This window comes from Nitrincola sp., from assembly GCF_048264025.1.
Classification (GTDB): Bacteria; Pseudomonadota; Gammaproteobacteria; order Pseudomonadales; family Balneatricaceae; genus Nitrincola.
Genome location: NZ_JBLXDN010000002.1, coordinates 181,619 through 208,001 on the forward strand (window position 1 = coordinate 181,619; position 26,383 = coordinate 208,001).

General features: G+C 50.5%; 25 protein-coding genes and 1 tRNA gene. 10 read left to right on the forward strand and 16 right to left on the reverse strand.

Annotated elements, in window-relative coordinates:
- Window positions 1-2: 2 nt before the first annotated feature.
- Genes ACN0R1_RS02985 through ACN0R1_RS03010 form a run of 6 tightly spaced genes read right to left on the reverse strand, consistent with a single transcriptional unit; the run spans window position 3 to window position 5,849 of the window.
- On the reverse strand, window positions 3-392 hold the full coding sequence (locus ACN0R1_RS02985) for a Na+/H+ antiporter subunit G (protein WP_417579778.1): 390 nt from the start codon (window positions 390-392) through the stop codon (window positions 3-5).
- An 11-nt stretch (window positions 393-403) separates the two neighbouring features.
- Window positions 404-673 (reverse strand): K+/H+ antiporter subunit F, encoded by a 270-nt coding sequence (locus ACN0R1_RS02990; RefSeq protein ID WP_417579780.1) that lies wholly within the window; start codon window positions 671-673, stop codon window positions 404-406.
- Window positions 667-1,170, reverse strand: a complete 504-nt coding sequence (locus ACN0R1_RS02995; protein WP_417579782.1) for a Na+/H+ antiporter subunit E — start codon at window positions 1,168-1,170, stop codon at window positions 667-669. The genes ACN0R1_RS02990 and ACN0R1_RS02995 overlap by 7 nt, the downstream gene beginning before the upstream one ends.
- A gap of 1 nt (window position 1,171) precedes the next feature.
- Window positions 1,172-2,698: a monovalent cation/H+ antiporter subunit D gene (locus tag ACN0R1_RS03000; RefSeq protein ID WP_417579784.1), complete on the reverse strand. Its 1,527-nt coding sequence runs from the start codon at window positions 2,696-2,698 to the stop codon at window positions 1,172-1,174.
- Window positions 2,698-3,054, reverse strand: a complete 357-nt coding sequence (locus ACN0R1_RS03005) for a Na+/H+ antiporter subunit C (RefSeq protein WP_417579786.1) — start codon at window positions 3,052-3,054, stop codon at window positions 2,698-2,700. The genes ACN0R1_RS03000 and ACN0R1_RS03005 overlap by 1 nt, the downstream gene beginning before the upstream one ends.
- Window positions 3,054-5,849: a monovalent cation/H+ antiporter subunit A gene (locus ACN0R1_RS03010; protein ID WP_417579787.1), complete on the reverse strand. Its 2,796-nt coding sequence runs from the start codon at window positions 5,847-5,849 to the stop codon at window positions 3,054-3,056. Before ACN0R1_RS03010 ends, ACN0R1_RS03005 begins: the two co-directional genes overlap by 1 nt.
- Before the next feature lie 361 nt (window positions 5,850-6,210).
- Here ACN0R1_RS03010 and ACN0R1_RS03015 point away from each other — a divergent pair, with 361 nt between their 5' ends.
- The gene (locus ACN0R1_RS03015) at window positions 6,211-6,843 is read left to right on the forward strand and encodes a LysE family translocator (protein ID WP_417579789.1); all 633 of its coding nucleotides are present in this window, start codon (window positions 6,211-6,213) and stop codon (window positions 6,841-6,843) included.
- Between the two features lie 40 nt (window positions 6,844-6,883).
- Here the strand turns inward: ACN0R1_RS03015 and ACN0R1_RS03020 are convergent.
- The 5 genes from ACN0R1_RS03020 to rpsU all read right to left on the reverse strand — a co-directional run bounded on the left by ACN0R1_RS03020 (window position 6,884) and on the right by rpsU (window position 11,676).
- A tRNA-Ile gene (locus tag ACN0R1_RS03020) sits at window positions 6,884-6,960 on the reverse strand.
- 64 nt (window positions 6,961-7,024) lie between these two features.
- A complete protein-coding gene (gene rpoD / locus ACN0R1_RS03025) occupies window positions 7,025-8,869 on the reverse strand; it encodes an RNA polymerase sigma factor RpoD (RefSeq protein WP_417579791.1) in 1,845 nt (614 codons plus the stop codon).
- A gap of 161 nt (window positions 8,870-9,030) precedes the next feature.
- On the reverse strand, window positions 9,031-10,899 hold the full coding sequence (dnaG, locus tag ACN0R1_RS03030) for a DNA primase (protein ID WP_417579793.1): 1,869 nt from the start codon (window positions 10,897-10,899) through the stop codon (window positions 9,031-9,033).
- Between the two features lie 37 nt (window positions 10,900-10,936).
- On the reverse strand, window positions 10,937-11,380 hold the full coding sequence (locus ACN0R1_RS03035) for a GatB/YqeY domain-containing protein (protein ID WP_417579795.1): 444 nt from the start codon (window positions 11,378-11,380) through the stop codon (window positions 10,937-10,939).
- A gap of 80 nt (window positions 11,381-11,460) precedes the next feature.
- Window positions 11,461-11,676 carry a 30S ribosomal protein S21 gene (gene rpsU / locus ACN0R1_RS03040; RefSeq protein WP_036521983.1) on the reverse strand — a complete coding sequence of 72 codons (216 nt, stop codon included), beginning with the start codon at window positions 11,674-11,676 and terminating at the stop codon, window positions 11,461-11,463.
- 239 nt (window positions 11,677-11,915) lie between these two features.
- On the opposite strand from rpsU, the gene tsaD reads away from it, so the two are divergent.
- Window positions 11,916-12,944 carry a tRNA (adenosine(37)-N6)-threonylcarbamoyltransferase complex transferase subunit TsaD gene (gene tsaD, locus ACN0R1_RS03045; RefSeq protein ID WP_417579797.1) on the forward strand — a complete coding sequence of 343 codons (1,029 nt, stop codon included), beginning with the start codon at window positions 11,916-11,918 and terminating at the stop codon, window positions 12,942-12,944.
- Between the two features lie 5 nt (window positions 12,945-12,949).
- Here tsaD and plsY read toward each other — a convergent pair whose 3' ends face one another.
- Window positions 12,950-13,537, reverse strand: a complete 588-nt coding sequence (plsY, locus tag ACN0R1_RS03050) for a glycerol-3-phosphate 1-O-acyltransferase PlsY (protein WP_417579799.1) — start codon at window positions 13,535-13,537, stop codon at window positions 12,950-12,952.
- A 29-nt stretch (window positions 13,538-13,566) separates the two neighbouring features.
- Here plsY and folB point away from each other — a divergent pair, with 29 nt between their 5' ends.
- The 3 genes from folB to ACN0R1_RS03065 all read left to right on the forward strand — a co-directional run bounded on the left by folB (window position 13,567) and on the right by ACN0R1_RS03065 (window position 17,110).
- Window positions 13,567-13,923 (forward strand): dihydroneopterin aldolase, encoded by a 357-nt coding sequence (gene folB / locus ACN0R1_RS03055; RefSeq protein ID WP_417579801.1) that lies wholly within the window; start codon window positions 13,567-13,569, stop codon window positions 13,921-13,923.
- Complete coding sequence (gene folK, locus ACN0R1_RS03060; protein WP_417579804.1) at window positions 13,923-14,444, forward strand: 2-amino-4-hydroxy-6-hydroxymethyldihydropteridine diphosphokinase; 522 nt, start codon at window positions 13,923-13,925, stop codon at window positions 14,442-14,444. Before folB ends, folK begins: the two co-directional genes overlap by 1 nt.
- A gap of 65 nt (window positions 14,445-14,509) precedes the next feature.
- Complete coding sequence (locus tag ACN0R1_RS03065) at window positions 14,510-17,110, forward strand: putative bifunctional diguanylate cyclase/phosphodiesterase (protein WP_417579806.1); 2,601 nt, start codon at window positions 14,510-14,512, stop codon at window positions 17,108-17,110.
- Between the two features lie 18 nt (window positions 17,111-17,128).
- On the opposite strand, the gene ACN0R1_RS03070 is transcribed toward ACN0R1_RS03065, so the two are convergent.
- From ACN0R1_RS03070 to ACN0R1_RS03080, 3 genes are read right to left on the reverse strand one after another with little or no spacing between them, the layout of a single operon-like run.
- Complete coding sequence (locus ACN0R1_RS03070; protein WP_417579808.1) at window positions 17,129-18,271, reverse strand: hypothetical protein; 1,143 nt, start codon at window positions 18,269-18,271, stop codon at window positions 17,129-17,131.
- Window positions 18,235-18,552: a thiosulfate sulfurtransferase GlpE gene (gene glpE, locus ACN0R1_RS03075; RefSeq protein WP_417579810.1), complete on the reverse strand. Its 318-nt coding sequence runs from the start codon at window positions 18,550-18,552 to the stop codon at window positions 18,235-18,237. Before glpE ends, ACN0R1_RS03070 begins: the two co-directional genes overlap by 37 nt.
- A complete protein-coding gene (locus ACN0R1_RS03080) occupies window positions 18,552-19,391 on the reverse strand; it encodes a symmetrical bis(5'-nucleosyl)-tetraphosphatase (protein ID WP_417579812.1) in 840 nt (279 codons plus the stop codon). Before ACN0R1_RS03080 ends, glpE begins: the two co-directional genes overlap by 1 nt.
- Window positions 19,392-19,508: 117 nt before the next feature.
- On the opposite strand from ACN0R1_RS03080, the gene msrA reads away from it, so the two are divergent.
- Window positions 19,509-19,979, forward strand: a complete 471-nt coding sequence (msrA, locus tag ACN0R1_RS03085; RefSeq protein ID WP_417579814.1) for a peptide-methionine (S)-S-oxide reductase MsrA — start codon at window positions 19,509-19,511, stop codon at window positions 19,977-19,979.
- A 62-nt stretch (window positions 19,980-20,041) separates the two neighbouring features.
- Entirely contained in the window at window positions 20,042-20,764 is a 723-nt protein-coding gene (locus ACN0R1_RS03090; RefSeq protein WP_417579816.1) for a 16S rRNA (uracil(1498)-N(3))-methyltransferase, read from the forward strand.
- On the opposite strand, the gene ACN0R1_RS03095 is transcribed toward ACN0R1_RS03090, so the two are convergent.
- The gene (locus tag ACN0R1_RS03095; RefSeq protein WP_417579818.1) at window positions 20,757-22,217 is read right to left on the reverse strand and encodes a sigma-54 interaction domain-containing protein; all 1,461 of its coding nucleotides are present in this window, start codon (window positions 22,215-22,217) and stop codon (window positions 20,757-20,759) included. The genes ACN0R1_RS03090 and ACN0R1_RS03095 overlap by 8 nt on opposite strands.
- A 217-nt stretch (window positions 22,218-22,434) precedes the next feature.
- On the opposite strand from ACN0R1_RS03095, the gene ACN0R1_RS03100 reads away from it, so the two are divergent.
- The 3 genes from ACN0R1_RS03100 (at window position 22,435) to ACN0R1_RS03110 (ending at window position 26,360) form a co-directional block, all read left to right on the forward strand.
- Entirely contained in the window at window positions 22,435-24,381 is a 1,947-nt protein-coding gene (locus ACN0R1_RS03100) for an acetoacetate--CoA ligase (RefSeq protein WP_417579820.1), read from the forward strand.
- A gap of 49 nt (window positions 24,382-24,430) precedes the next feature.
- Window positions 24,431-25,213 carry a 3-hydroxybutyrate dehydrogenase gene (locus tag ACN0R1_RS03105; RefSeq protein WP_417579822.1) on the forward strand — a complete coding sequence of 261 codons (783 nt, stop codon included), beginning with the start codon at window positions 24,431-24,433 and terminating at the stop codon, window positions 25,211-25,213.
- Between the two features lie 85 nt (window positions 25,214-25,298).
- Complete coding sequence (locus ACN0R1_RS03110) at window positions 25,299-26,360, forward strand: TRAP transporter substrate-binding protein (RefSeq protein WP_417579824.1); 1,062 nt, start codon at window positions 25,299-25,301, stop codon at window positions 26,358-26,360.
- Window positions 26,361-26,383: the final 23 nt, after the last annotated feature.

Genomic DNA, 26,383 nt, shown 5'->3' on the forward strand with positions numbered 1-26,383 from the left:
ATTTAGAGCGTGTTCTCTGATGCTTTGGCTTGCGCAGGCGCTTCCTGACGTGCGGCTGTTTCCACCAAATGTTGTCCCTGTGTACGCTTCATCATCTTCAGTTTCTGATGCAGCGCTGTTTTTGCCATCATGTGCGCACTCACGGGTGCTGTAATGAACAAAAACAGGGTGATTAGCAGTTCATGAACACTGATGTGGCCAGGTTCGCGTAACGTAAACAGGATCATCGATGCAATTAGTAAGCCTCCCATACCCAGTGTAGTGGCTTTAGTCGGTGCATGCAGGCGCATGAAGAAATCCGGCAGCCTTACCAAACCGATGGAACCTACCAGAATAAATACACCACCGGTCAGCAAAAATATGGATACAATCAGTTCGAGTAGAAAATTCATTTACACCTACCTTATTCAATAATGTCGCCGCGTAATAAGTATTTACACAAGGCCGCCGTACTCACAAAACCCAGCATGGCGATCAGCAGAGCGGCTTCAAAATAAAGCGTTGTGCTGAACCAAATCCCTAGCAAGATGATAAGAGCAATACTGTTGATATACATAGTATCCAGCGCCAGCAAGCGATCGGCCAGATCCGGACCGGCAAAAAGGCGCCAGAGATTTAGCATCAGAGCAATCACAACCATGATGCCCACCAGAATGACAGTCCAGGCTAGCATGAAAAAATCTCCATCAGCGGTTTTTCGTAACGCTGTTTAATGGTGGCAATCAGTTCGGCTTCATCGGTCATTGACAGTGCATGAATGTAAATGAATTTCTTGCATTCCGACACTTCCGAGCTGACGGTTCCAGGTGTGAGTGAAATCGTGCTTGCCAGCAGGGTAATAGGAAGATCCCCCTCAATATCCAGTGGCATAGCAATCAGCGCTGGATGCAGCTCTTTAATCGGTCCCATCACTTGACGAGCGACTTCAAGATTGGCGGTGATAATGTCGCCTAGAACCAGCAGGGCATAACGTGCGGTTTTCAACGGCTTGTGCAGCGCCGGCTGCGGTTTGCTCAAGCCGCTGGTCAGCATCGGGATACCCAGGGCCAGAAAGGCCCCCAGCACCAGATGTCCCGGTGCTACTGTGTTGTTTAGTAGCAACCAGGTCATAAACAGCAAGATGCTGTGATACGGCATAGGTAACCAGCGAAAGCGTGGTTTGGCAAGCATCTTATTGCCCTCCTGAAAGTGTCAGCAGTTGAGGTAGTAGGGCTTGTACTGATAGTTCCGGGTTGTACAGAGCTGCGGCGGCTTCAGCGGTCAGAGCAGTAACTGGGCCGGCAAACAGCACCATCAGTGGTGAGCATAGCAACAAAATAGCAACAGCGATCAGTTTCGGCATTTTTACATCTTCGCCATCAGCGGTACTACCCGTTACCCTCCAGAACAAGGTGGTACCTGCGCGTGATAAGGCAACGATTGCGGCAAGACTTGCCAGCAAAATAGCTGTCCAAGACCAAACCATTTCGGCGCCAGTTTGTGCCGATTGCATCATTAGAGCCTTACCAATAAAACCGGACAGTGGCGGCATGCCGACCATGGCTACTGCGGCTACAAAAAACAGTCCGGCTAGCAGGTCACGTTGCTTCATCATGCGTGCAGGCACAAAACGGTCTTCGGCTTTACCTCTCTGACGGGTGATCATATCAGCGATCAGGAACATGGCCGCTGATACCAGTGTGGTGTGTAATAGGTAATAAAATGCCGCCCCCGCTGACTGTTCACTACCCAGTGCGGCACCCACCAATAGCGTACCTACTGAAATTAAAATCATATTTGCTGTTAGCATGCGCAGATTGGAGCTTGCCAGTGAACCTATAGCCCCTATGAATAGGGTTAGAATAGCGATAGGCCAGAGCCAGAACTGGGCGATATTAGCCAGCTCTCCGGCAAAATCACCAAAAATGACAGTATGAACGCGGAAAATACTGTATATCCCCACCTTGGTCATAATGGCAAACATCGCTGCCACTGGAGCGCTGGCCACTGCATAGGTCCGTGGTAACCAAAAGTGCAACGGCAGCATAGCCGACTTGAGACCAAATACTACCAGTAGCAGCAAACCGGCTACCTTGACCAGTAATTGGTCGTCGTGATTCAGCAGGTTTACCTTGACGGCCATATCGGCAATATTCAATGTGCCGAGCATGCCGTAGAGAATACCCAGAGCAAACAGGAAAACACTTGAGCCTACCAGGTTCAAAATTACATAGTGCAAACTGGCCTGGGTCTTTTGCTTGCCACCCCCATGAATCAGCAATGCATAAGAGGCAATGAGTAGAATTTCAAAGCAAACAAACAGGTTGAATAGATCACCGGTCAGAAAGGCACCATTGACACCGGCTACAAGTAACAGGATCAGAGTGTGGTAATACATGCCGGTTTCATCGTCACCTGCTGTAGCGAACAGGATAGACGCCAAGCCAAGAATCGCGGTGAGCAACACCAATAGGCTAGCCAGCACATCGGCTACCAGTACGATACCGAAGGGCGGCGACCAATCACCCAGCATATAAATCTGGGTACCTTGGCTGTAAGCCGTGTGCAGTAGGTTGGCTGATATCAGGATCAACACACTCGCCGCGATGACGGCAAAGATGCGTTGACGCTGCAAACTATTCTGAATCGGCGGTAAAAGCAGTAGCAAGCCCGCGACGATTGGGAGCAGGAACGGCAGAATAACCAGATGCTGCGACATCAACCTCGCTCCTTATCTGACAGTGAAGAATGATCGGGGATGCGTCCATCAACGTGGTCGTTGCCTAGATCACCACGTCCGCGCATGGACAAAATCACAACAAAAGCGGTCATGGCAAAGCCTATGACGATAGCCGTCAGTACCAGTGCTTGAGGTAGTGGGTCGACATAAGTATCACTGGCACCGATAACGGCCGCCGAGTTAACTGACAGGCGACCACTGGCAAACAGAAACAGATTGACGGCGTAGCTCAGCAGGGTTAAGCCAATTACGACAGGAAAGGTACGCCCTCTCAGAATTAAAAATACACCGCAGGTGGTGAGTACGCCCACGCAAAGAGCAAAAAGCGTTTCCATTAGGATTTATCCTCCATTTTAGGACGGTGCGATGTTGTCAGCTTGCCAAGGTTCGCCAGGATCAGCAGTGTCGCTGCTACCACGGTAATGTAGACGCCAAGGTCAAAGACTATGGCGCTGGCTAACTCAAACTCACCAATCCAAGGCAGATGGAAATAATCAAACCAACTGGTCAGGAAGGGCCTTCCAAACAGCCAACTGCCAGCGCCGGTGGCGGCTGCAATCAATACACCGATGGCAATAGACCATTGATAGTTGACCTTAAGGCGAGGTTTAATCCAATCAACACCATGGGCAATGTATTGCAGGATGATGGCGACAGCGGTGATCAGTCCGGCAATAAATCCACCGCCTGGTAGATTATGGCCGCGAAGGAAAATATAAGCTGATACCAGTAGCGCCAGTGGTAATAGCGACTGGGAAACCGTTCGCAGTATCATTGGATGGCTGTCTTGAGTCCAATTACGCCCTTTAATATCCCCAGACGGCTTGGATATTTTCATCCGATTGATCAGTTTGAAAATACCCAAAGCCGCAATACCTAGTACCAGAATCTCACCAAAGGTATCGAAACCACGGAAATCTACCAGGATGACGTTGACGGCATTGGTGCCACCGCCGCCAGGTTTGCTGTTTTCCAGGAAGAAATCCGAAATGCTCAGACCAGAACGGGTCATGATGGCATAGTTAAGCGTTCCAAAAATACCACCGACCAGGGCGGCAACACCCAGGTCTCGCGCCACACGTCCGGGGCTAGACTCCTTGGGCGTCTGTTGCGGCAGGAAAAACAACGCCAGCATCAATAATATTATAGTGACCACTTCAACTGACAATTGTGTGAGGGCCAGGTCAGGGGCTGAAAAATACGTAAATGACACGGAAACAATTAAGCCTACCACCGACAGCGTCAGCAAGGATATGTAACGCTGGCGGTGCCAGATAACCGTGGCGAGTGCCGCAAATATCAGAATGACAGCGAGTACTATGCTGATGCTATTAAGGGGTAGTTGTTCGCGATCACCGGTGGTTTGTACCAGTTGCAACAGCGGTTTTCCAGCGAACACTATCACCATTAAAAAGAGTAGGAACAGGTAGCGCTGCAGCGAACCATTCTCAAAAAACTGATTAATCTTCGTTGATCCCCGGACAAGACATTGCATCAGGCTTTCAAACACCAGCTTGGCGTCGGTTTCCGGGAACTGGCTCTGAAACTTAAACAGTTTGCGGCGGTTATGGTAAATGATAACACCCAGAACCATAGCGACTATGCTCATGATCAGTGCCAGGTTGAAGCCGTGCCAGATAGACAGAGAATAATAGGGCACTTCGCCACCCAGTACGGCTGCAGACGCCGAATAGAGCAGACTGCCGACCATGAAGCCTGGAAACAGACCGACTAACAAGCAGAGTCCAACCAGTATTTCGACGGGTACTTTCATATAACGAGGGGGTTCATGCGGGATCTTGGGCAGATCAACCGGCTCGCCATTGAAAAACACATCGTGGATAAAACGCAACGAGTAAGCCACCGAGAAGACCGCTGCCAGAGTTGCCAGAACGGGCACCATCCAGGACAAGGAACCCAGGGTGTGCTGCAGCAGTGTCTCTGCAAAGAACATCTCTTTTGACAAGAAGCCGTTTAATAGCGGCACACCCGCCATCGAAGCCGCGGCCACCATCGCCAGGGTGGCAGTGTAAGGCATGAACTTCCACAAACCGTTAAGACGACGCATATCTCGCGTGCCGGCCTCATGGTCGATGATCCCCGCCGCCATAAACAAAGAGGCTTTAAAGGTGGCATGGTTGATAATATGAAAAATAGCGGCAATGGCGGCCAGCTCAGTTCCCATACCCAGCAGCAGGGTAATCAGGCCCAGGTGACTGATGGTTGAGTAAGCCAGCAATCCCTTGAGGTCATGCTTAAATAACGCCGTGTAGGCCCCCAGTAGCAGCGTCGCCAGTCCGGTGAGGGTGACAATAATGATCCACAGCTCGGTACCCGCCAGCGCGGGATAAAAGCGCGCCATCAAAAAGATACCGGCTTTTACCATTGTCGCTGAGTGTAAGTACGCACTAACGGGAGTGGGGGCTGCCATCGCATGCGGTAACCAGAAATGAAACGGAAACTGAGCTGACTTGGTGAAGGCTCCTAATAGCACCAATATCAGCGCAACCGGATAAGCCGCATGGGCACGAATGATATCGCCGCTTTCAAGGACAGTTTGCAGATCATAGCTACCGACAATCTTACCAATTAAAATAAGACCGGCTAATAAGGCGAGCCCGCCTGCACCGGTGACCGTCAGTGCCATACGAGCACCCTTGCGTCCCTCGGTGTTTCCATGCCAGAAACTGATCAGCAGGAATGAACTGATGCTGGTTAGCTCCCAGAACATCCACAACTGAATCAAATTGTTAGACAAGACAATCCCCAGCATGGCGGTCATAAACAACATTAAATAGGCATAAAACTGCGCCATGTTGTCCTTGGCTGAGAGGTAGTAACGTGCATAGAGAATTATGAGTAAGCCGATACCTAAAATAAGCAGGGCAAACAGAAAAGCCAGGCCATCCAAGCGAAAAGAGATATCCATACTCAGTGCTGGAACCCAATTGGCTGTTGCTATCAGTGTTTCACCTCTAAATACAGCCGGGGCACTAAATAATAGCAGCAACAAGGCCAGCGCTGGCGCTGCAGCCGTTGCAAATGCACACCGGGTTCTGCCAAAACGCTGAGATAGCAGTGGTGCTAGTACTCCCAAGGCAGGTAGTAAAGGAATCCAGAAAAGACTCATAGTGGCAGCATGCTCCTGCAAGATAATAAATAACGTGTAATCTGCTCAGCACGACTGTCATGCTTAGACATTTAAAATTAGTCGTGCTGCTAACTAGCTATACGCAGCCGTGGAAGTTTACTGTAAAAATGTGCGCCTTTACAGCGCTAGGCCTTGCTGATTATCAATACCGACTCAAAATATAAGGATAATCTAATTTAAAGGTGAGTTGAAATAAAACACTGGACGGTCTTCAGTTGGGCAAGAAAATTTATCAGAGTTCGGTTCAGAAAGCCGAACAAAGGACATATTTTGGTTTATCTTGGTGCTATAGTCTTTTAAATTTACAGACTCTATTTCAAGCTTATCAAGGAGTAACCCCATGCCTGTCGAACTCTGGCTTGCCTTTGTTGCAGCCTCAGCCGTGTTGTTGATCATTCCTGGGCCCACTATTCTGGCAGTGATTAGTTATTCTATTGCTCATGGGCGACGCGCCAATGTACCTCTGGTGACGGCGGTTGCACTGGGAGACTCCACGGCACTGGCGGTATCACTGTTAGGTTTAGGTACATTGCTGGCGACGTCAGCCTTTTGGTTTATGGTGATCAAATGGCTGGGTGGACTCTACTTGCTGTACCTTGGCATTAAACTATTACGCAGTGGCTTTGTCGCTGTTGATATGACAGCGCCATCAAAACCCGGATCACGCTGGCGATTGTTTCTGAATACCTATCTGGTAACGGCCTTGAACCCGAAAGGCATGGTGTTTTTTGTAGCCTTCCTGCCGCAATTTATTCATCCGGGCACCGATCACGTTCAGCAGCTTTGGATTCTGGGCGTCACCTTCGTGGTCATGGCTACCCTGAATGCAACCCTTTACGCCGTGTTTGCCGGTTCAGCCCGTCGATTGCTGTCGCGTCCAGGCGCACATCGAGGTTTTAACCTGGTGGGCGGGTCGTTACTCTCAGCGGCGGGTCTTTGGGCGTTGTTATCCCGGAATCAGGTATCGGGGTAGCGATAATGTTCTGATTTATAAGTGACTTGCATGCATGAAGTGGTGGGCCCAGCTGGACTCGAACCAGCGACCAACGGATTATGAGTCCGTTGCTCTAACCAACTGAGCTATAGGCCCTTGAAAAGCGAGCGCCAATGATACAGAGAAGTATGCATTGGCGCAATATGTTGAACGCGTTGAGTTATTCGTCGAGGAAGCCGCGCAGGTGATCGGAGCGGCTGGGGTGACGCAGTTTGCGCAGAGCCTTGGCTTCGATCTGACGGATACGTTCACGAGTGACATCAAACTGTTTGCCAACCTCTTCCAGCGTGTGGTCGGTATTCATGTCGATACCGAAACGCATTCTGAGTACTTTGGCTTCACGAGCGGTGAGTCCCGACAGTACGCTGCGTGTGGCTTCACGCAGGCCCTCTCCTGTGGCGGTGTCCACCGGCGAGGCCATGATGATGTCTTCAATGAAGTCGCCCAGGCTGGAATCTTCATCGTCACCGATGGGGGTTTCCATTGAGATCGGCTCTTTCGCAATTTTGAGTACCTTGCGAATTTTGTCTTCCGGCATTTCCATTTTTTCAGCCAGTTCTTCAGGGGTGGGTTCGCGACCCATTTCCTGCAGCATCTGACGGGAAATACGGTTGAGCTTATTGATTGTCTCGATCATATGTACCGGGATACGAATGGTACGGGCCTGATCGGCAATCGAGCGCGTGATCGCCTGACGTATCCACCAGGTGGCATAAGTTGAGAACTTGTAGCCACGGCGGTATTCGAATTTGTCTACCGCTTTCATCAAGCCGATGTTGCCTTCCTGGATCAAATCCAGGAACTGCAGGCCGCGGTTGGTGTATTTCTTGGCGATAGAGATAACCAGACGCAGGTTGGCTTCAACCATCTCTTTCTTGGCGCGACGGGCGCGGGCTTCACCAATCGACAGGCGGCGGTTTACATCTTTGATTTCAGCCAGGCTGATGCCGACATCATTTTCAATATTGATCAGGCGACGCTGGGCGCGTTTCAAGTCATCCAGGCTCTGTTCAATTTTACTGGCCCAGCTTTGTTTGCCGCTGGCCAGTTTGTCGAACCACTCTGGATTGGTTTCATTACCAGGAAAGCCGCTGATGAAATCTTTGCGTGACATGCCGGCGCGCTGGGTGCAGATACGCATGATGGTGCGTTCCTGTGCACGAACCTTCTCGATGAACGCACGAATACGGCTGACCAGCATTTCATAGAAGCGTGGTGACAGTTTGATTGGTGAAAATGCAATACTGAGCTCTTCCAGAGCCAGCTTGGCTTCCGGGCTGTCTTTGCCCTTATCACTCAGAACCAGCAGGTAGGCGTCCAGCTTGTCACGAATCAGACCAAAACGCTGACGAGCTTCTTCCGGATCTGGACCGCGATCCTTTTCCTCGTCTGCACTGTCATCGGTGCTGTCATCGTCATCGTCGTCATCATCGGAATCCGCATCATCTTCATCGATTTCATCGACTTCGACTTCCTCTTCTGGAATCGGTGCGTCAGGATCGATATAACCGCTGAAAATATCACTGAGGCGACCTTCTTCCTGCAGGGTGGCATCGTAGGCCAAAAGAATGGCTTCGACACTGCCTGGAAAATGTGCCAGCGCCATCATGACTTCGCGAATGCCTTCTTCTATGCGCTTGGCAATCTCGATCTCGCCTTCACGAGTCAGCAGCTCTACAGTGCCCATTTCACGCATATACATACGTACTGGGTCGGTGGTACGACCGGCGTCGGATTCAACCGCGGCAAGTGCGGCAACGGCTTCCTCGTCGGCTTCTTCTGCCGAATCACCTTCAGTCATCAGAAGGGTTTCTGCATCGGGCGCTTCTTCAGATACGCTGATGCCCATGTCGTTAATCATGCGGATGATATCTTCGACCTGATCTGGGTCGGCAATATCTTCTGGCAGGTGGTCGTTTACCTCTGCATAGGTAAGATAACCCTGTTCCTTGCCTCGTGCGATGAGTTCTTTCAGACGAGACTGCTGTTGGGAAGTATCTGACATAGAGCCCCTGCGATGAATGCTGATGTGAATAATAGGTGAAAAAAGAAGCGCAACATTATAGCTGTTTCAGACCTTGCTGAATAGATTTAGCGCCGTAATTCGTAATCTACTGTATAAAAGTAGAGCATTAACGGGTATTTGCCAAACCTGTTCCGGTGTTTTTAACGTCCGGATAGTAGAAGTTGCTGCAATAAATTTTTTTCCTCCTGAGTTAATGGGGACTGACGTTGTTTTTTCAAGAGGCGGTCGAGTTGATTTTCTGTGTTGCGACTCAGCAGGCGCTCTAGAGCACCATTTAATTCAGCCAGTGGGTCAGCTGTTTTAGGCACGGGTTCCAGGTGAGATATTTCGTTCAGTATCATTAGGTAAGCGGCGCGTTGTGTGTCGTGTTGCCAGTCTACCAGCAGGGTGCCAAGTGAGTTATCTGGGTGCTGGCGCAGGTAGGTGATCAGTTCTATCAAAAGATCAATATTAGATTCCTGCAGGTTGCCTAAAGCTTCCGGATCTTTAAGTTCGCGGGCCAATGCTGGGCGGTGCAATAGGATAGAGATAATCCGGTTCACCAGGCTGACTGTACGGCTGCGGACGGCTGGGCGTTGGGTTTGTATTGGGGAGGAGGAGGCTTCGCCACTATCGGGTAGGCTCAATTCCGGGTAGTCGCCATATTCCTGATCGGGGTGATAGCTGCCTTCCTGGGTGTCTGGTGTAGCGGGTTGGCTAATTTTGTGCAGGTTGACCAGGCTCGCCAGTTGTTCGGCACTTAGGCCGGTGATTTCACTGACGCGGTCCAGCATCATCTGTTGCAATAGGCCGGGCTGCATGCTGCGAATGGGTGGCAGTGCCGCCGAGGCGAGGCGGGCACGGTCATCCATGCTGTCCAGGTTGAAGCCTTCGGATAAATTATTGAAAAAAAATGTACTCAAGGGGGTGGCATTGAGGATGCGTTGCTCAAAGGCGCTTTGGCCTTCCTGGCGAATCAGGCTGTCCGGGTCTTCGCCTTCAGGCAGAAACAGGAAGCGCACGGATTTGCCATCCTGCAGTGCTGGCAGGGCGATATCCAGAGCGCGCAGGGCAGCTTTGCGGCCGGCCTGGTCGCCGTCGAAACAGAAAATAAGCTCCGGCACCAATTTGAACAGGCGGATAAGGTGTTGTTCGGTTGTGGCGGTGCCGAGTGTGGCGACAGCCCAGGTGATGCCGTTTTGTGCCAGGCCAACCACGTCCATATAGCCCTCAACAATCAGTAGTCTGTTGAGTTGGCGATTGCTTTGACGGGCTTCGTAAAGGCCATAGAGTTCACGGCTTTTGTGAAAGGTGTCGGTTTCGGGTGAGTTGAGGTATTTGGGCTTATCGTCCCCCAGTACCCGCCCACCGAAGGCAATCACGCGGCCGCGCATATCCCGAATCGGGAACATGATGCGATCACGGAAGCGGTCATAGTGGCGGTTTTTTTCTTCGTTATGGATCACCATGCCGGCTTTTTCCAGCAGGTTGATGGAGTCTTTCTGATCACTAAAATGTTGTATCAGGTTGTCCCATCCAGGGGGTGCGTAGCCAATTTGGAATTGTGAGGCAATCTGACCGGAGAGTCCGCGCTGCTGCAGGTACTGAATGGCTATATCGCGAGTGGTGGCGCTACGCAGTTGTTCGCGATAAAACTGGCTGGCCTGATCGAGCAGTGAGATCTGTTGTTTGACCTGATGATCACGTTCAATTTGTTGTGGATTTTGCTCTTCACGCGGGATATCGACACCGGCGAGGCGGGCGAGTTCTTCAACAGCTTCTGGAAAAGAAAGGCGTTCATATTCCATTAAAAAGCCGAGTGCATTGCCACCGGCGCCACAACCAAAGCAATAGTAGAATTGCTTGTCAGGACTAACGGTAAAGGATGGAGAGTTTTCTTTATGAAAAGGGCAGAGGCCTGAGTAATTTTTACCGCTGCGGCGCAATTTTACGCGGCTTTCCACTACGTCGGTAATATTGATGCGGGCCAGCAAGTCATCAATAAAGTATTGCGGTATTCGCCCTGCCATAATTACTCCGCTGTAATGTCCAGCGAAATTGCTGGTGTCAGAACCGGGCTTTCACTCGGGTTGAGACCTGACCCATATCGGCGCGCCCTTGAACCCTGGGCTTGACTAGTGCCATAACCTGTCCCATCTGCTGCATGCTGGATGCACCTGTGGCGTTAATGGCATCATCAATAATATGTTCTATGTCACTATCACTGAGAGGTTGCGGCAAGAAAGTTTTAATCACCTCCAACTCTTGCTGCTCCTTGTCTGCCAGTTCCGGACGCTCAGCCGCTAGATACTGGGCAATCGAATCGCGACGCTGTTTGGCCATTTTATCTAATGAGGCCAGTACGCGTGCATCATCCAGTTCAATGCGTTCATCTACCTCAATGCGATTGAGATCAGACAGGATCAGACGGATAGTGCCGAGTCGCACTTTATCCCTGGCACGCATGGCGGCCTTCATCTGCTCTGTGATGTGGTGCTTCAGATCAGACATCTTGAGTCCTGTTGTTATGAACACCTGTTGGGTTCGATTACAAGTCGGTTATTACGTTATAAAAAAGGTGTAACGCTTAATCAGTACAGGCGAACGCGACGTGCGGTTTCACGAGATACTTTTTTTGCATGACGCTTAACAGCTGCAGCGGCTTTACGTTTGCGCACTGTAGTTGGTTTTTCGTAATGTTCGCGACGACGAACTTCAGCCAGAACACCGGCTTTTTCACAAGAACGCTTGAAGCGACGCAGAGCAACGTCAAACGGCTCGTTATCTTTAACTTTTACTGCTGGCATGAATGCTCCTTCAGTAGATTAGGGTTAGGTTAATTCTTGATCAGTAAGTTCATCCAGAGTATTTGCGCTAAACAAACGGAATTTGGGCGAGTTTGTGATCAAGGTGCAAAATTTTACTGGTAGCGAGGGGCGAAGTAAAGTGATATGGGGGTGAAATTCAATAGAGTTTTGGTGATAATGCAGCCTTTCTTCTTTCGGCAGGCTGAGAATGCCTGTTTTACTCTGAGTGAGCGACAAACATGCGTGTGCTGGGTATTGAAACATCCTGTGATGAAACCGGTGTGGCGGTCTATGACAGCGAACAGGGATTGCTGGGTGATGCCCTGTACAGTCAAGTGGAAATGCATACCGAGTATGGGGGTGTTGTACCTGAATTAGCGTCCCGTGATCATGTCCGCAAACTCATACCGCTGATTCGTGAAGTAATGGTCGAGTCTAAGCTGGTGCTGGCGGATCTGGATGCTGTTGCCTATACCGCGGGTCCCGGTTTAATCGGGGCGCTGATGGTAGGTGCCTCGACAGGGCGAGCTCTGGCGCTAGGGTTAGGTATACCGGCCATCGGTGTCCATCATATGGAAGGGCACTTGCTGGCGCCCATGTTGGAGGAATCACCGCCATCTTTCCCGTTTGTGGCGTTGCTGGTATCCGGTGGCCATACGCAACTGGTTCAGGTGGATGGCATAGGTGAGTACAAGCTACTGGGTGAATCCCTTGATGATGCCGCCGGAGAGGCGTTTGACAAGGCGGCGAAAATGCTTGGTCTGGAGTATCCTGGAGGCCCACTGATTGCCAAACTGGCAGAGCAGGGTGATCGGACACGTTTCAGATTTCCGCGGCCGATGACGGATCGCCCCGGGCTGGACTTTAGTTTTTCGGGATTGAAGACCTTTACCCTGAACACCGCCCAGTCCTGTCGTGATGCAGAGGGTGTCATAGATCCACAAACCATGGCCGATATTGCGGCGGCTTTTGAAGAGGCCGTGGTGGATACGCTGGCAATAAAATGCCGCCGGGCATTGCGTGAAACCGGTCTGAAGCAGTTGATTATCGCCGGCGGGGTGAGCGCCAATCGGCGTTTGCGTGAAAAGTTGGCCGACACTGTCTCGGCGGAAAAAGCCAGTTTGTACTATGCCCGCCCAAGGTTTTGCACCGATAATGGCGCTATGATTGCGTATGCGGGTTGTCAGCGTTTAATGGCAGGGCAGCAGAGTGATCTTACCATAATAGCTAAACCGCGTTGGCCGATGGATAGTTTACCGCCGTTGTGAATTGGCTAAAAACGATCTTCCTGGCCCTTAAAAAGTCGTACCAGGTTTAAGCGATGACGAGCGATCAGTAATAAAGAAATCAGGGACATGGGGCTGAGTAGCTGCGGAGCTAGCAATAAGGCCAGTAGCGGGGTTATCAGAGCCATCATCACTGAGGCTAGAGAGGCAATACGGGTGACGCTGGCAACCAGTAACCAGCTTAGTAACTGAGCCAGCATCAGTGGCCAGCTGAGTACCAGGCTGCAACCGAGAAAAGTGGCAATACCCTTACCGCCTCGGTAGGCCCCTAGCAAGGGAAATAGATGGCCGAGCACGGCGGCCAGGGCGCAAAGTCCGATGATGCCGGGTGATTGCTGAGTGATGACGGCCAGATAGACGGCCAGAGCGCCTTTGCTGGAATCACCCAGCAGTGTTAGCACCGCAGCAACCCGGTTGCCGATTCTGAGTACGTTGGTGGCGCCTGGGTTACCGGAGCCTTGTTGACGGGGGTCAGCGATCCCCATAGAGTTGCACACCAGTAACGCAGTCGGCACAGAACCCAATAGATAGGCAAGGCTGATCAGGGCAGGTTCTAATAAACTGTCGGTTAGCATGGCTGGCTCACAGTTTTCAGGGGTAAGTAATGGATATAGTGTACATTCGTGGGTTGCAGGTGGAAACGGTTATCGGGATATATGACTGGGAGCGCGAAGTTCGCCAGACAGTGTGTGTCGATCTTGATTTAGGCACGGATATTCGTGCGGCTGCACAGGCGGATGATATCGACAGCACCTTGAACTATAAAAGCATTGCTGATCGATTGATTGGGTTTATATCCGGCAGTGAGTTTTTATTGATTGAAGCCTTGGCAGAAGAGATTGCTACGTTATTGATGGATGAGTTTTCCGTGCCCTGGTTACGTTTACAGCTGGGTAAGCCAGGAGCGGTACCTGAGGCGCGTGATGTCGGCATCATTATTGAGCGTGGAGATAAACGTTAATGGCCCAGGTGTTGCTGAGCTTAGGCAGTAATCTTGATCGGGTGCGCTACATCACCGCCGGGTTGGATGCACTGGCTGAGCAGTTCGGAGACTTGGCGCTGTCATCTGTCTACGAAAGTGAATCGGTTGGCTTCAAGGGCAGTCCCTTTTATAACCTGGTGGTGGCGATCCAGACAGATCTGTCGGTGGCTGAGCTATCACGTAGATTAAAACAGATTGAAGACATTAATGGGCGTCAGCGAAATGGCCCGCGTTTTTGTTCACGTACCTTGGATATTGATATTCTAACCTACGATGATCGAGTGGGGGAGGTCGATGGCGTGCTTTTACCACGCGATGAAGTAGATAAAAATGCCTTTGTTTTGTGGCCCTTAGCTGAACTTCTGCCAGATCATTGCCATCCCGTCCGTCACCTGACTTATGCCAGTTTATGGCAGGCTTATGATCAGGATCAGAAGCTCTGGCCGGTTGACTTTAGTTGGCAGGGTCGTCAAATTTCATACGCAAACCCAAAGGTCTGATTGACTTGAGTCACGTATCCACATATTTTTGCAGGATATATTCAATGCATTGATGAGAATTTGGTTTGAGTCGTATTATTTATTTTGTAAAAACCCTGCCAGGGTTTGTATTTTCGGCCATTATGGCCGTTACCCTTGCTGTGTTCTTGGGGGTAACGCTGGCCGTTTCACTGCTCTACGAGAGCGTGATTGACCGTCAGGCACAGCAAACGTCTGAGGCGATAGCCAATCACACCTTCAATAGCATGTTCATGATTATGAGCCAGGGCTGGTCGCGTGCCGAGATGGAGGCATTCGTTGAGGCCACTCAGTCGGCGTATGCGAACAGTCCCTTCGAAATTGCATTGTACCGCGGTGATAAAGTTACCAGGCTCTATGGTGAGGTGGCACAGCGTCAATCCGATCAAGCTGTTGATCGTACCTTTGCCGGAGCCGGTATGCAGGTGCTTGAGGAGGCGGCACATATTCGTCGCCTCTACCCGGTTGAAGCCCGTCAGGAGTGTTTGAGTTGTCACGCCAATGCCGGTCCCGGCGATGTGCTGGGTGTTATTGAGCTGCAGCAGGACAAACAGGTGATCAGCTCAGAGCTGCGCCGTGACTACGTGATTCTGTTTTTGCTGTTTGGTGTATTTACCTTCTTTGTGGCAACTCTGATTTCGGCTTTTGCGTCACGTCGCATTAATGATTCTGTAGCGCAGTTTGGCAGTCGCTTGCGTTCGGTTAACACCGTCACTGACTTTAAACAGTTGGATATCAGTGATGTCGATCTGTACTTTCAGGAGTTCAACAACACCTTCAGCCAGATCAATGTGCTGATGGAACGTCTGAAAGGTGTGGCGGTGGATAAGGATATTCTTGAATTTGAAATCCGTCTGCTGAGCAAGTTCATCATTACTTCCGAGGTGGTTAAAGACTGGCGTGACTTTATCAAGGATCTGTTGGTTGATATTAATACCATCATCAAGGCGCACACGCTGGTCACTATTTTCCAGGTCGAAGAAGAGGGTTATGAGCTGGAGGTGTTCTGGCATCACGAAGTGTGTGAAACCACCAAGCAGCAGTTTGAAGCCGTAGTGACACGCCAGTTGGGCAGTAATACGCATTACCACAGTGGTGTTCCCATACTGAATATTATTCACCATGTTGCCTGCCCTGAAGAACTTGAGGAGCATGAAAAGCTTAGCCTGAGCTCACATGATATTGAGTTGCAGACCAAGTCATTGTTGCTGGAAACGCCAAAGATAGGCGGCGTGGTCGGTATAGGCGTGCAGTCTGAAATGGCGCGTGATCCCATTCGGCATATTGTCATTGACAGTATTCTGACAACTCTGTTGAACCTGGTAGGCTCAGTCAAAGCGATTTATAAATACACCAAGGATCTGGAATACTACGCTACCCGTGACCCGCTAACTGCACTGCATAATCAGCGTATGTTCCGTGAGTTGCTTGGCTACGAAGTCGGTCGTGCTTCACGTCATGAAGAGGAATTCAGCCTGATAATGCTGGATCTGGATAACTTCAAGAACGTTAATGACCGCTATGGCCATGCCTTTGGTGATCAGTTCCTGCATGCATTTGCCAAAGTACTAGAGAATGCCGTGCGTCCGGGGGATTTTGTGGCGCGTTACGGTGGTGATGAATTCACCATTATCTTGCCTGAAACCGGTGAAGAGCAGGCGCATAGCGTGGCTCAACGGATTGCCACGCTACTACAAAAGCTGGCACTGACAGCACCGGATGGCAGTAATGTCCGCGCAACCACGTCGATTGGTATTGCGATCTATCCTCGTCATGCTGATGATCCCCGTGACCTGTTTGTGGTAGCCGATAACATGATGTACAAGGCTAAGCGCAAGGGTAAGAACCAGATCGCCATTCCGGATGAACATGAAATGGCTGAAGTGTTCAAGGCTGTGGGTGAGAAGAACCTGATGGTGCTGGATGCATTGGAACAGCAGCGAATCGTGCCATATTTTCAGCCGATCATCGCATTGGAAAGCGGCGATATTGCAATCCATGAGTTGCTGATGCGTATTGATATGGGTGATCGAATCGTGCCGGCTGGCGAGTTTATCGATATTGCTGAGTCAATCGGTGTGGTACATAAAATGGATTATTTGTTGATCGAAAAAGCCTTTCAGCAGATGCATGAGCAACAGTACAAAGGCATGCTGTTCGTGAATTTGTCGCCTAAATCACTCATTATAGGTGAATTCATTTCTCGGGTGCGCCAGTTGGCGATGGAGTACGAAATAGAACCCAAACGCATCGTGTTTGAGTTGACCGAGCGAGAAACTGTCAGCAATATGGCGTTGCTGGAGCGTTTTGTGCAGGACTTGAAGCTGGAAGGTTTTAACTTTGCCATCGATGATTTTGGTTCGGGTTTTTCTTCATTCCACTACATTAAGCACTTCCCTATTGATGTGATCAAAATTGAAGGGGAATTTATCCGTAATATGCTCGTTGACGATAAAGATATGGCATTTGTTAAAAGCATTGTCACCCTGGCGCACAACCTGGGTATTCAGACGGTGGCTGAGTTTGTTGAAGATCAGGCCGTCATGGATGCCATTCGTGCGTTGGGGATCGATTATGGGCAGGGCTATTTTATCGGTCGACCTTCGCCACAACTGGCTTTGCCAGTTGGGTCGGGTGGCTCAGAATAATAGCGTAAGCTGGCAGTATCAGAAGCTTTCGGCCAGTTGCTGTTGCCGATCTTCCAGTGCTTTGCCCAGAGCCTTACCCTGTAAACCTTGTTGAATGAAGGGTTCTACGGATAGTTGTTGCAGTTGCTCCAGCAAAGCATACAAGCGTGCGTCCACAGAGACGTGCATCTGTGGATGCAGTAAACGGGATAGTCGCAACAGTGGCCTGACACGTTCAGGGGTTCGCAGTAACTTTAATGCTTTGATCACAGCCATGCGCTCTGCTGCACTGCAGTTTTCCAATGTAGCAAGCCTGGTGTGCCAGTCGATTAAGTCACCGGCTCGTTGGCGAAAGCGGTTTGGGGTCTTCAGCCGGTCACACAGACGGTTTAACTGGGTGTTAGGATCATCTGTCAGCCCTTGCTGACAGAGTAGAGCAAAGCCGCTTTCAGCACTGAGGTCTTCAGCTTTCAGCGGCTGGATCAGTTGCTCACAGTCGCTGAAGTTGAGGCTGCAGAATTCGGGTAATAGGGGTTCAAGCGCCTTAGCTTCAGCCAAGCAACGCAGGAAGGTAACCGGGTGTGTGGTTGTCAAAGCTCGCTCAAATTCCATCCATACGCGCTCAGCACTCAGATGGTCAAGTTCACCACTGGCACTGATCTGTTGCATCAGCATCAGGGTTTCAGGTGCCACCTTAAAATCTAGTGCGGCAAAACGCGCCATGAAACGTGCCACGCGCAGAACGCGTAAAGGGTCTTCGGCAAATGCCGAGGATACATGGCGTAGCTTGCGCTGCTGTAGATCTTGCTGGCCGTGAAATGGGTCTATCAAGGTGCCATCAGGGCGGATCGCCATGGCATTAATGGTCAGATCACGCCGCTGCAGATCTTGCTCCAGCGTGACCTCCGGGCTGGTATGAAAGGTGAAGCCTTGGTATCCCTGTCCGGATTTTCGCTCTGTGCGGGCCAGCGCATACTCTTCGCCGGTATCCGGTTTGATAAACACTGGAAAATCCTTACCAACTGGACGGAAGCCTTGTTGTTGCATTATCTCGGGCGTGGCGCCAACAACAACCCAGTCACGGTCTTTGATATCCAACCCCAATAGTTGATCACGTACGGCCCCACCGACCAGGCAGATTTCCATTAGGATTGGCACAGTTCCGGAAACTGCAGTTTCCATTGCTCAAAACCACCGTCCAGACTATAGACTTCGGAAAAGCCCTGTCCGGCCAGAAAGTCAGCTGCTGACTGGCTGCTAATGCCATGATAGCAGTAGATAATCAGCGCTTGATTGCGGTCAGCCTGTTGCAGAAAGACTGGTAGGTTATCGTTGTTCAGGTTATGGGCTTGTACAATATGACTGGCATTAAAACTATTCTGGTCACGTATATCGACGATAGCGGCGCCTTGTTCCAAGAGGGTGGCGGCTGCTTGGGGTGCAATGGCTTTAAATTGGCTCATCAGGCAAGGTTCTCATGTGGTTTGGGTTGATAGGCGGTACAGCTGCAGCGAGTCATTACCTGGCTCTGCAGGCAGAAAGCGCTTAGGCTAAAACCCCAGACGCAACCCGTATCCAGTGCAATGGTTTCCGGCTGGCCTGTGCTACCCATCAACGCCGCCCAGTGTCCGAACAGTTGGCGACGGGGCAGGGGTGACTGGCGCCTGACAGCATACCAGGGGAAAAACCCTTCTGGTGCTGTCTCCGCTTCACCATTGCCGTTAAATTCCAGTTGTCCGTTGGGCGTGATAAAACGCATCCGGGTAAAATAGTTGGTAATCAGGCGTAAGCGTGCCCAGCCTTCCAGGTCGTTATGCCAGGTATCCGGTTTGTTGCCGTACATGTGATTAAAGAAATCACCAGCATCGTTGCTGCGCAGCATGCGCTCTACTTCCTGAGCACGTTTTCTGGCTTTACCCAGCGACCAGATATGCGGAATTCCGGCATGTGTCATGATATAACCGAGCTGTTCGTCTTCCACTAGTAAAGGACGGTGCCTGAGCCAGTTCATCAGCTCATCACGATCAGGCGCTTGTAGAACCTGACGCAGGGTGCTGTTACGTTTATCGCGTGTGGCGCCATAATGCAGAGCCAACAGGTGCAGGTCATGGTTACCCAGCACGCATTGGGCTCGCTCGCCTAATCCGGATACAAAGCGTAACACCTCCAGCGACTGTTGGCCGCGATTGACAAGGTCACCTGCAAACCAGAGATGGTCTGTATCGCTGAAGTTGATCAGATCAAGCAGTTGCATCAGCTCATCATAGCAGCCCTGAATATCGCCAATTGCGTAAGTAGCCATAAGTCCCCTGTGTTGTCACTGAATCATACCCCAGTTAGGCTATAAACTTCTAATCTAAGTAAAGCGTTTTTGCGTAGAATATAAAAGCATTTAATCTATGAAAATTGAGGTAAAAGCATGGCCATAGCAACGTTTGCCGCCGGTTGTTTCTGGGGCGTGGAGCTGACATTTTCAGCATTGAACGGGGTTACAGAGACCGCCGTGGGTTATATGGGAGGTGATACGGAACATCCTGATTACCAAGCCGTGTGTCAAGGAGATAGCGGTCATGCCGAGGTGGTGCAGGTGGTGTTCGATTCAGAGCAGATCAGCTATGAAGCCCTTTTGGCTGTATTTTGGCAGTGTCATAATCCAACCACGTTGAATCGACAGGGCCCAGATGTCGGCACGCAGTACCGTTCGGTGATTTTCTATGAGGATGACATGCAGCGCGTACTGGCCGAGCAGAGTAAAGCGGAAATGGATGCCGCCGGTGTGTTTGCGCAGCCTATCGTGACGCAGATTCTGCCAGCCGAAAGCTTCTGGCGAGCCGAGGACTATCACCAGCAGTATCTTGCTAAGCGCGGTCAGGGGCATTGCCCACTCTGAAAACCCTGGTGTTTTTGCTAAGATAGCTGGCTTATCCCGCTAGTATCGGCTGAAACTGCATCATGAACCTTATACTGTTGTACCCCAGTGAGCTGACTGAATCAGCTACCGTGGTGTTGATGGATCGTCGTTTTGAACATATCCGCGATGTGCATCGTGCGCAGCCAGGCGACAGTTTGCGAGTAGGGATACTGGATGGTGCTATCGGGGTCGCTCGCGTTAATCGGCTGGATAAACAATCTGTGGAACTGGCGGTGGATTTTAGCGCACCGCGTCAGCCGCCAGCGCCCCTGCCGGTGATTTTGGTGCTGGCACTGCCACGGCCGAAAATGTTCAAACGTATTATGCAAACGGTGGCGAGCCTTGGTGTTAAAGAGATCTGGTTGATACATTCCTACCGAGTGGATAAAAGTTACTGGTCATCACCTTTGCTAAGTGATGCGATGATTCAGACTCAGTTGCTGTTGGGGTTGGAGCAGGCAGGCGATACGCTAATGCCGCGGGTCGAGATACGTAAACGCTTTAAGCCCTTTGTTGAGGATGAGTTGCCTGGGTTGTTGGCTGGTCGACAGGGATGGGTTGCACATCCTTATGATGCCGAGCCCTGTCCACCTGCATCCACTGCACCGGCACTGGTAGCTGTAGGCCCCGAGGGGGGCTTTATCAACTACGAGGTAGACAAGTTGCAAGAGGCTGGCTTACGCCGTTTGTCCCTGGGTTCGCGAATATTGCGTGTGGAAACGGCTGTACCCGTATTGTTAGCGCGACTCTTCCCACTCAGTTGATTTGCAGTGATTCCAGCTTCTGATACAGAGCCGCGCGCGAAATTCCCAGTGCTTTAGCCGCTCGAGTGCGTTGGCCGCTAGCGTGTTTGAGCGCCTCGATAATGGCCTGGCGCTCTGTCTCACGAACCTGCTCCTTGAGGGTTTTGGGGCCGTTGCTCATATCTTGCCAAGGAGGCTGCTGAGCGCTTGTTTGTGCTGGTAGGGGAGTGCGCAGCTCGTCATGGCGTATCAGATTGTTGGTGAATACCGCACGAAAACCCTTGCCGCTGATCTGGGTGGCATTTTCATTCATGATGCAGGCGCGTTCGATAACGTTATAAAGTTCACGCACATTCCCTGGCCAGTCATGTGATTTGAGTAACTCCAGCGCATCCGCTGTCATCTCTTTGGTGGCTACGCCCAGGCGCTCACAGCATTCATCCAGAATACGTTCACTGAGCAGTTCGATATCCTCCATGCGCTCTCGTAAGGGTGGTAGATGGATTGGCATGGCACTGAGACGGTAGTACAGATCGGCACGAAACTCCCCCATGGAGACCATGTGCAGCAGGTCACGGCTGGTGGCAGCCACAATTCTGACATTAGTAGCCTGGACTTCGTTGGAGCCTATTTTTTCGAACTCTTTTTCCTGTAAAACCCGCAGCAACTTGGATTGCAGGGCAAGGGGCATATCACCAATTTCATCCAGGAACAGTGTGCCATCCTGCGCTATCTCTATTTTGCCGGGACGACCCTCTTTTTTTGCGCCGGTAAAGGCTCCCGGTGCGACACCAAAAAACTCTGATTCAATCAACGTATCTGGAATGGCCGCCACATTGATGGATACAAAGGGTTTATCTGCTCGATCAGACAGGTTATGCAGTGCATGGGCAAACAGCTCTTTACCCGTACCTGTCTCACCCGTGAGTAGTACCGAGATATCAAAGCGGCCTGCCTGACGTATCTGATGTTTGACGGTTTTTAATGCCTCACTTTGTCCGGAGATCTGTGACAGCTGATAACGGGAGCTGCGTTCGGACTGATAATGCTTGGAGTTGCGCACTTCGCTTTGCAGGCGGTTGTATTTAGCCAACAAGGGTTTGGCTGTGGTCGGACTGTCTGTAGCAACAAAGGCGAAAGCCCCTTCGACCTCCTTCTGCTTGTTCAACAGCGGGATGGCACTGATTAGAACCCATTGGTTGCGGATATACAGTACGTCCAGCAATACCGGCTTACCACTAGCGATCACCTGCGGCAGGTAGCTGTTGGGAATGATCTCCGTGATGTGTTTACCGACTGGGCTTTCAGTAAGCCCTAAAAACTGACAATAGCTTTCGCTTATCCAGGTGATGATGCCTTTTTTATCCACCGCGATGGTGTGTTCGTAAAAATCATCAAAGGAGTGTTGCAGAAACTTGAGGATGCGTGTTCTGAGAATGCGGGTGTCAAATTCTTTTAGATTCAGTGCTGTCATAGTTGTATTGTCTTTATTATTGGACAGTGTTTGTTGTTAATACTAGACACGGTGTCTTTTTTTGTAAACATAATTTCAACAAGGTATTTCGATGTTAAGCGTACTGCCTGCCTTGTGTGGAGTTGGCACGTTATCTGCAACAATAAAAACATTAAAAAAGAAATTCATTGAACCTGCCTGTCAGCGTTCAATAGCAAAATAATAATAAGGACAGTCTATGCCAACGCCTCTCTGGAGCCCGTCAGCCGATCGCATTCAGGCGACCCGTATCGAATCATTTATTCAATACGTTAATCAGCATCAGCGTACCTCCTTTTCCACTTATCAAGATCTTTGGCAATGGAGTGTGGATGATATTCAGAGCTTTTGGAATCATTTCTGGGACTTCGCGGGTGTGGTGGCATCTGAAAAAGGCGCACAGGTACTTATCGATGCCGACAAAATGCCCGGTGCACAGTGGTTTCCTCAGGCTCGACTGAATTTTGCAGAAAATCTGCTGAAATACCGGGATGACCAGCCTGCACTGGTATTCTGTGGGGAGGATGGGCGTCGACAAAGTTACAGCTATGCACAACTTTATATCCAGGTGGCCGGACTGGCTTCTGCCTTGCGCCAGAAAGGGGTTGTAAAGGGCGATATCGTCGCCGGATTTGTACCCAATATCCCTGAAACAGTGATTGCTATGTTGGCAACTACTTCGATTGGTGCTGTATGGACCTCCTGTTCACCGGACTTTGGCATCAATGGTGTGCTGGATCGCTTTGGTCAGGTCAAGCCCAAAGTTCTGTTTACCGCCGATGGCTATATATACAACGGTAAAGTTAACAGTTCGATTGAGCGGGTCGCCGGAATAGCGTCTGAATTAACCAGCGTCGAGCACCTTGTTGTTATTCCTTTTGTTGAAGCCAATCCTGATATAACTTCCCTGCCTAAAGCTACCTTGCTGCAAGATTTCACTGATACGGCTGCCACTGACGTGGTTTTTGAGCAACTGCCTTTTAATCATCCGCTGTATGTCATGTATTCCTCCGGCACCACCGGGGTGCCTAAATGTATTATTCACAGTGCCGGTGGCACCTTGTTGCAACAGTTGAAGGAACTGGTGCTGCATACCGATCTTTCGCGGGAAGACAGTTTCTTTTATTACACCACCTGCGGCTGGATGATGTGGAACTGGATGGTTACCGGACTGGCCACTGGCTGCAAGCTGGTTTTATTTGATGGCTCACCCTTTGCGCCATCGCCCTCAGTGCTTTGGAAAATGGCAGAAGAGGAGCAGATCAGTGTATTTGGGACCAGTGCCAAATACATAGCCGCGTTAGAAAAGGCTGATGTGAAACCAGGTCGCGATTTTGATCTGAGTTCACTCAAGGCGGTGTTATCCACCGGTTCGCCGCTGGCACATGAAAGCTTTGAATATGTCTATCGTGAGATCAAGCAGGATCTGCAGCTATCGTCCATTTCCGGCGGTACAGATATCGTTTCCTGTTTTGCGCTAGGCTCACCCATTCTGTCGGTTTGGGCGGGTGAGTTACAGTGCCGTGGCTTGGCTATGGCCGTGGATATCTTTGATGACGAGGGCCAATCGCTGCGTCTGCAAAAGGGAGAGTTGGTCTGTACCAAACCCTTCCCTAGTATGCCGATTGGTTTCTGGAATGATCCAGATAACAGCCGTTTTACCGAGGCGTATTTTTCTCAGTTCGATAATATCTGGGCGCACGGTGATTACGGTGAAATCACGGCACATGATGGTGTGATCATTCATGGCCGTTCTGATGCGGTACTCAACCCCGGCGGTGTGCGCATTGGTACCGCCGAGATCTATCGCCAGGTGGAAAAAGTTGATCAGGTACTGGAAAGTCTGTGTATTGGACAGCCTTGGAAAGATGATGTGCGTGTCGTGCTGTTTGTACGGTTAAAGCCTGAGATTACCCTGGATGACGCCTTGATTGACACTATCAAAACCACTATTCGTGCCAATACTACACCTCGTCATGTGCCTGGTGTGATTATTCAAGTAGCCGATATTCCACGTACCATCAGTGGCAAGATTGTGGAGTTGGCAGTTAGAAAAATGGTGCTGGGCGAAGTGGTTAAAAACAAAGATGCACTGGCCAATCCTGAAGCACTGGAATTGTTCAGGGATCTGCCACAGTTACAGTAATAACGTGTTAAAGCCATAACTAAAAAATAACAACAATGGAAAGTAACCTATGAGTCGAATCAAACGCGCACTGATCACTGGGTCTACCAGTGGTATCGGTCTTGCCATCGCCCATCAGCTTGCGGTTGCCGGAACGGATGTTGTGTTACATGGCCTGGATTCACAGGAAGAAGGTGACAAGCTTGCTGCCGCCTTTCACCATCAGCATGGTGTTGAAGCCATCTATGTTCAGGCCGATATCAGTCATCCGGACAATATTGATGCCATGATGGTGCAGATTAAAGCACAGGCCGGGCCAGTAACGATTCTAGTCAATAATGCGGGTATCCAGCACACCGCGCCGGTACAGGATTTTCCACCGCAGAAGTGGGATCAGATTCTGGCGGTGAATCTATCGGCTGCATTCCATACTACTCGCCTGGCTATTCCGGCCATGCAGGCCCAGGGCTGGGGACGCATTATCAACATTTCTTCAGTTCATGGGCTGGTAGCTTCGGTGCACAAGGCCGCCTATTGCGCCGCCAAGCACGGTCTGATCGGTATGACCAAAGTGACGGCGCTTGAACTGGCAGCCAAGGGGATAACCGCTAACTGCATCTGTCCTGGCTGGACGGATACGCCATTGCTGGTAGAGCAATTTAAAGCCTATGCGCAAGACAATAACACCAGTTATGAAGAAGCCAAGCAAGGCTTGATCAAAGCGAAGGCTCCTTACCCTGATTTCGTGTCTCCAGCTGATATAGGTCAGTTGGTACTTTTTCTCTGTTCTGACGCTGCCAAAGCGATTACCGGAACATCAATGCCGATAGATGGAGGTTGGACTGCCCATTGAGCTATATGCACAACTAAGCACGTAAACATAAAAAATCTAAGCTAAATAAGCCTGTTTTATAAATCTAAAAAAAAGGTAAAAAAGCATGAAAAAATCACTACTAGCCGCTGCTGTTTCTTTCTCACTGGTGACCTCTACAGCTGTCATGGCTGATTTCGATCGAGTGCGCTGGCAGGTGCCGATGGGCTTTCCCTCAACGCTGACTGCACTGGGTGACACCATGCCGGAAGTGGCACGCATGATCAGTGAAATGAGTGGTGGCCAAGTCACCCTGCAGACCTTTGAGCCAGGTGCCCTGATCCCGGCTTTGGGGGCTTTCGAAAACGTCAGTAACGGCAACGTACCCGCCGCTTATTCCTGGATGGGTTATGAGTGGGGCCAACTGCCGGTTTCTGCATTGTTTGGTGCGACACCTTTCGGACTGGAGTCCCAAGAGTTCCTCGCCTGGATGAACTTTCACGGTGGTGATGAACTGCTGAAAGAAGCCTTTGCCCCATATAATGTCTATCCGATTCATTGTGGCACCATCAGTCCGGAAGCGGCAGGTTGGTTCCGCGAAGAGATGGATTCACTGGATAAGTTTGAGGGCTTGAAGTTCCGTGCTGCCGGTGTCGGCGGTGAGATCATGGCCGAATTCGGTATGTCTGTGACCTTGTTGCCAGGTGGCGAGCTTTATCAGGCGCTGGAAACCGGTGTGCTGGATGGCACCGAGTTTTCTCTGCCAACCGTGGATGAGCAGTTAGGTTTCTACCAAGTGGCGAAACACTACTACTTGCCAGGTTGGCATCAGCCGTCTACCAACCAGTTCCTTTATGTCAATATGGATGAGTGGAATCGCTTGAATGAGCAGACCCAGGCGTTGATTGAAAATGCCTGTATGGCGGGTAACGCTATGGCACTTGCTAAGGCTGAAGCCTTGCAGGGGGCGGTACTGGAAAGCTTCAAAGAGAAGGGTGTAACTCTGCATCAGTATCCCGAAGACGTATTGGAGGCCTTTGAAGAAGCCACTGATCGTGTTATGGCGCGTCGTTCAGAAAGCGATCCTATGTTCGCCAAGGTTTACGAGTCTATGAAAGCCTTCCAGGCCGAGCATCGTACCTGGAAACATCTGGGTTACCTGCCGCGTGACTGGGGTGTTGAAGACTGACATTTGCTAGCCCTCTGACTTAA